This is a genomic window from Clostridium sp. TJA085 (assembly GCF_058310235.1).
On the sequence record NZ_JBZEEZ010000011.1, the window covers coordinates 1 to 4,491 of the forward strand.

The window sequence follows — 4,491 nt, forward strand, 5'->3', positions numbered from 1 at the left end:
TCCTTCCCATTCCGAACAGGAAAGTTAAGCTCTATAGCGCCAATGGTACTGCATGGGTGACCGTGTGGGAGAGTAGGACGTTGCCAGGTTTTTTTACGTGCCATTAGCTCAGCTGGTAGAGCACCTGACTCTTAATCAGGGTGTCTAGGGTTCGACTCCCTAATGGCGCACCAAAAAGATCTAGAAATTTCTAGATCTTTTTTTTATTTAAATTTATTAAAAATATAATAATGTTGATTAAAAAAATATAATAATGTTGATTAAAAAAATATAATAATGTTGATTAAAACAGATTATATGACTATAAGCTTTATATATGGAGAAATAATGTTATAATATTTTAATTAAAAATGAAATATATGATATGAAGTGGAAAATTGCTTCTAAGTAACAAAAAACTTAAGAGAAGTACAATCTATATTAATAATATATAGTACTACTAAAGATTATTATATTAATGTAGATTTTATTTGTTAAAATAAAAAATATTAATATAAAGAAACTATTATATAAAAAAACACTATTTTTAAGAATATATAATTATAAAATTGGATAATATATAGATTATTATATTCAATATATTTGTAATATAGTTGTTTAGTAGGATTAATTTTTTTATTATAAATATTAAATTATGTTTATTGATAAATAAATTTAAAAATAGTTATTTTGAATTATTTGTATTTTATTAAAATTATAGTAATTTTAAAATCTAATTTAAGAAAAATGATTAAAAAATATTTTATAAAAAATCAAAAATTCAATTTATAAAATATAAAATATATATTATTTTATATAGATTTAAGTGTCGCTAAATGCTGATAAAATGGGCATTTAGATCGTATGTATTTATGTTTTTAAAAAAAATGAAGAAAGTTGTTGACAAAAGGTATTTATGTCTATATAATAAGTAATTGTTGAGGCGCCAAATAAGGTGAAACAACAACACATTAAAAAGTAATCTGGTGATGATGGCATAGAGGAAACACTCCTTCCCATTCCGAACAGGAAAGTTAAGCTCTATAGCGCCAATGGTACTGCATGGGTGACCGTGTGGGAGAGTAGGACGTTGCCAGGTAAGATGTGGTTCACTAGCTCAGTCGGTAGAGCACATGACTTTTAATCATGGTGTCCCGGGTTCGATTCCCGGGTGAGCCACCAAAATTACTTTAAGTAATTTAATATTTGCTAGTATTAGTTTTTATAAATTGATTTTAGTTGATTATTGATTTATCACTAAAATATACGGTTCACTAGCTCAGTCGGTAGAGCACATGACTTTTAATCATGGTGTCCCGGGTTCGATTCCCGGGTGAGCCACCAAGAATTACTTAAAGTAATTCTCTAATAGGAACTTGCTTAGCATTATATATTCAAAAAGATTATGCTTTCATAATCTTTTTTTATTTTTGTAAAAGATTATTATAATAAGAAAGAGCTATTTTTTAATAGCTCTTTTTATTTTTAGAAAATATTTTTTTGAAATCATTTTTCATAAAAGTTAGAAATCTATTTAAACTTTTAATATCATCTTTAAATGTTGATTTATCATCATTATTTGAGAAAAAGCCATTATTATAAAAACATATAATTAAGAATAAAATTCCTAAGTTTATGTATATATCTTTAAAATCTGCGACGAATAATGTACTTATTCCTATAAAATCTAAACTACCACCATAAAATAATTTATCTATTAATGAACATAAAGCACCTGATATTATAAATAATATTGTAAGGTCAGCAAAAATATCTTTGTTTCCTTTTGATTTATAATATCTGTATATTTCTATAAATATTATTATGGCAAGTACATTTATAAAAATTAGGGCCGAAAAGCTTACTGATGTTCCAAATCTTGCATTGAGCCATGAACCCTCTGTATTTATAAGTGGATTGAAAGATAAAAATCCATTAAAAATTTCAAAGTATGATTTAAAGAAGAATAATTTTATTATTATTTTAATTCCTTGATCTAATAGCATAAGAAATAAAAATATAATTATCATAAATTTTTTATTCAATCCTAAAGAATATTTTTCTGTGAATTTATAAAAGAAGTATCCTACAATACCAAATAATATTATAAGAAATAAATTACCAATTATAGTAGTTAGATCATTTATTCTCCCAGTAATTAATTCAAAAAGAACATATACTAACCACATTAAAGGAAGTGTTACTACTGATAATATTTTTTTTATATTCATTTAAGCCTCCATAAAAAGAATTTTTTGTAAATTACATTTATAAAATTAAGTTTAACATATAATTACAAAATTCACTATTGAGAAAATAAAAAAAAATGTGTAATAATATAGTCAAAGGGGAGAAATTAAAAAAGTTTAATAAAGAGAGGTACTTATTATGTTAACAATATTTGCAGTGTCAGATTCAATTGGAGAAACTTCAAATCAAGTTGCTATTGCGGCAGCAAGTCAATTTGGTAAAGATGTTATAGTAGAAAGAATACCTTATATAAAAAGTTTAGATGATATAGAAGATGTTATAGAAGCAGTTAAAGAATGTAGTAATGAAGCAGTAATAGTATCAACAATTATAACTGTAGATGTTAGGGAGTATTTAACTCAAAAATGTATAAGCAATAATATACCAGTGGTAAATGTACTAGGACCAATATTAAACATAGTATCATCTAAGTTAAATAAACTTCCGGATAATAATCCAGGTGCTATGTGGGAAACTGATGAGAATTACTTTAAAAGAATAGAGGCTATGGAATTTGCTATGCAATATGATGATAGTAAAGACTATAGGGGAATAAAAAATGCAGATGTTGTCTTAGTTGGATTATCAAGAACATCAAAGACACCTTTATGCATGTATTTAGCTAATAAAGGTATAAAAGCTATAAATATACCTTTAGTTCCAGAAGTGGGTGTACCTAAAGAATTGTATGAAATTGATAAGAAAAAAATATTTGGATTAACAATTAATCCTCTTCAATTAATAGAAATAAGAAAGAAAAGATTAGATAAATTTCATAGAATACCTTCAGATGTTGAATATGCAGGAGATGCTAGAATATTAGAGGAATTTGATTTTGCAGATAATATAATTAGAAAGTTAGGATGTAAAACTATAGATGTAACTCAAAGAGCTATAGAGGATACGGCGCTTATAATATTAGATGCATTAAAATTAGGAAAATAAAACAAAAAAGAAGTATGTTCATTGTGCATACTTCTTTTTTCTTTAATTAATAGATAATATTCTAATTTTGGGGTATATATCAGGATACATATAAGAAAGAGGATAATTTAACTTATTATATGAATGGCAACAGTATAAACAGTCATTGTTAAGAGTGTAAGTTATAATACCTGAATGAGTCCAAGTTTTTCTTTCAGGACTAAAAAATTGAATAATAGACCCAGGGGATAAGTTATTAGTTTCTTTTGCTATTTTGTTATAGATTAAATAGCTGTATAGTTCATTAACTCTAATCCAGGAATTTTTATATGGACTCCAAGTGCTTGATAAAGGAATACCTCCATAATGTATAACTTGAGATACAAAATTTGTGCAATCTCCACCGTTTTTATCAAAACTTTGATATTCATCATTATAATTTAATGCATATTTTTCAGCATAAAATACTGCCTTATTAGAATTATATAAAATATTTCTAGTTTTATTTAAATTAAAAGTATCATTTCTTGAAAGATTAGGAATAGTATAAAGATTTAAAATAAGATTTTCATATCTTTTTATTAAAGAATTTAGGAATAAATTAGTTAAATTTTTTATATAACATAAGTCTTCAGAAAAATTAATTATGTTTTCATCAAACAAATCATCATATATGCAATAAATTAGCCATTTATTATAATATTTACATAATAAAGCTCTATTAAAACTTGTTGAATTAATTTTTTTATCTTTTATTGTTTGAAATTTAATATAAAAATGAACTAAACAAGCTTTATCATCAATATATTTCATATTCAAAATTTTAATACCTGTATAATTAAATTTATTTATATTTGATAGGGGTAAGCTGTAAGCAGATAAATATTTGTTTTTGACTTCTAAAAAATTTAAATAATTATCATTACAAATTAAATTATTCGGTATTTTGTTAGAGTATATATTTGAAAAAAAATTATATAAAGTAGAGTTTATTAATAAGTTATTTAAGATAGAAATTTTCATTAAAAAACCTCAATATAATAAATTTATAATATATTATATGTATTATAAAAAATAATTGATAAAAAATGAAAAAACATGTTGACAAGAATTATATATGATGATAATATAATTCTTGTCGCTGAGGTAAATATGTCTTAGAAAAACTTTTTAAAATTAAATTTTAAAAATGGTTGACATATTAAATGTTAAGTGATAAGATAAATGAGTCGCTTGAGGGCGACGAGACAAAATGGTCTTTGAAAATTGAACAGAATATAGAAATACATTTAGAACCAGCAATTCTTTTTACAAGTAAGTTTTAAGAGCGAGATTAAA

3 protein-coding genes, 3 tRNA genes and 2 rRNA genes are annotated in these 4,491 nt (G+C 24.2%); 6 read left to right on the top strand and 2 right to left on the bottom strand.

Annotation, left to right across the window (positions count from 1 at the left end):
- The 5 genes from rrf (AC4FQW_RS13225) to AC4FQW_RS13245 all read left to right on the top strand — a co-directional run.
- Nucleotides 1-89 (top strand): 5S ribosomal RNA (rrf, locus tag AC4FQW_RS13225); the annotation flags it as partial.
- A gap of 8 nt (nt 90-97) precedes the next feature.
- A tRNA-Lys gene (locus tag AC4FQW_RS13230) sits at nt 98-173 on the top strand.
- Nucleotides 174-961: 788 nt separating this feature from the next.
- Nucleotides 962-1,078 (top strand): 5S ribosomal RNA (gene rrf, locus AC4FQW_RS13235).
- A gap of 7 nt (nt 1,079-1,085) precedes the next feature.
- Nucleotides 1,086-1,161, top strand: a tRNA-Lys gene (locus AC4FQW_RS13240).
- An 86-nt stretch (nt 1,162-1,247) separates the two neighbouring features.
- A tRNA-Lys gene (locus AC4FQW_RS13245) sits at nt 1,248-1,323 on the top strand.
- Nucleotides 1,324-1,445: 122 nt separating this feature from the next.
- Here AC4FQW_RS13245 and AC4FQW_RS13250 read toward each other — a convergent pair.
- Nucleotides 1,446-2,210 (bottom strand): signal peptidase II, encoded by a 765-nt coding sequence (locus AC4FQW_RS13250; protein WP_491149524.1) that lies wholly within the window; start codon nt 2,208-2,210, stop codon nt 1,446-1,448.
- A 157-nt stretch (nt 2,211-2,367) separates the two neighbouring features.
- Here AC4FQW_RS13250 and AC4FQW_RS13255 point away from each other — a divergent pair, with 157 nt between their 5' ends.
- Nucleotides 2,368-3,174 (top strand): pyruvate, water dikinase regulatory protein, encoded by an 807-nt coding sequence (locus AC4FQW_RS13255; RefSeq protein ID WP_491149526.1) that lies wholly within the window; start codon nt 2,368-2,370, stop codon nt 3,172-3,174.
- Nucleotides 3,175-3,216: 42 nt separating this feature from the next.
- Here the strand turns inward: AC4FQW_RS13255 and AC4FQW_RS13260 are convergent, their stop codons facing one another.
- On the bottom strand, nt 3,217-3,966 hold the full coding sequence (locus AC4FQW_RS13260; protein WP_491149528.1) for an amidase domain-containing protein: 750 nt from the start codon (nt 3,964-3,966) through the stop codon (nt 3,217-3,219).
- Between the last annotated feature and the right edge of the window lie 525 nt (nt 3,967-4,491).

Excerpts from the sequence above, each read along its gene's own strand:
- AC4FQW_RS13260 (WP_491149528.1), bottom strand. The coding sequence starts at position 3,966 with ATGAAATATATTGATGATAAAGCTTGTTTAGTTCATTTTTATATTAAA.
- AC4FQW_RS13255 (WP_491149526.1), top strand. The coding sequence starts at position 2,368 with ATGTTAACAATATTTGCAGTGTCAGATTCAATTGGAGAAACTTCAAAT.
- AC4FQW_RS13250 (WP_491149524.1), bottom strand. The coding sequence starts at position 2,210 with ATGAATATAAAAAAAATATTATCAGTAGTAACACTTCCTTTAATGTGG.